The sequence below is a fragment of the Cupriavidus sp. L7L genome (assembly GCF_004353535.1).
Classification (GTDB): Bacteria; Pseudomonadota; Gammaproteobacteria; order Burkholderiales; family Burkholderiaceae; genus Cupriavidus; species Cupriavidus oxalaticus_A.
Window position 1 is genome coordinate 1 of sequence record NZ_SMNY01000171.1, and the last position, 1002, is coordinate 1002.

The 1002-nt window shown below is 52.8% G+C and carries 1 pseudogene; it reads right to left on the bottom strand.

Annotation, left to right across the window (positions count from 1 at the left end):
• A pseudogene (locus E1J61_RS37975) lies at positions 1-1002 on the bottom strand (DUF1156 domain-containing protein); the annotation flags it as partial.

A 1002-nucleotide genomic window follows, 5' to 3' on the forward strand; every position in this document is an offset into this window, starting at 1 on the left:
AGAGATGTAGACGATGCGAGCTTTACCGCAACCTCTTGAACTGGATCTCCGGGGCTAACTTTTTCACTCTTCCCCGAACATTGTTCTGCCAAGTGGGGTTGCGCCCTTGCAAGATGAGCTGTGCTCACCACATCCCAAGGCTTGCGAGCCCATTCGAGCCCCTCAAGAACACCTTCGACACTCGCGCGCCAGTTCCCACGACCTGTCTTTCCAAAGACGTTGTTCTCTACTGCGTTATTCTTGGGGTAAAAATTGTTATTACTGAAGTGCGGTACCAGCTTGTCGTAACCTGAGTCCCAAATGCAAAAGAGATTCTGATTTCTCAGGTACTGCTGGAATGCACCTAGCACGACCTCTCGTGCGGACTCTGAGTAGCTTCCAACGGTGCAAATCGTCTTCAGCAACAAAGCGTGGACGAGCCTCTGCCGCGGGTTAAACATTGTCCACCAATGAGTGAAGCCATGCCCGTTAGGAAGGACGTCTTTGACCGTGGTGGTAATTCCCTGTGGGATTACAGATTTCGGCCAATAAGGCTCTAGGTCCGTATGCTTTCTTGCCTCCCACTCTTGCGTCGCGGCAGACTCCTGGCGAGCATAGAAATCAGTGTAAGGTGTAAAAAATCTGCCGTTGTATGCCGGATTGGCAAGTGAAGATGCCTGACCCTGAACAGCATAGGCTGCAAACGGCGCAGCTTTGCCTGTCGCCCGAACAGAGTCAAGAACTCCTTGCTTCGTACCACACGATGCACACGTGTAGGCCCCTCGTCCCGATACTGTTCCTTGGGCGGTACTTATTTGCGTTTTTTCATGTTCAAGGCTTGATGGCAAAGATCCACGCACCTCAACCAGAGAGACTCTGCGGGCACGTTCACTAGCCCACCGCTCTGTAGAAACGGCGTCATCCTGTGCCGTACCCCCAAAAGGCTGACTGTTCGCATCCTGCTTGGGACTGCCCGCGAGCCATTGCGGAAGCACTAGCAGGCTCAGCTCGACTTTTTTATTC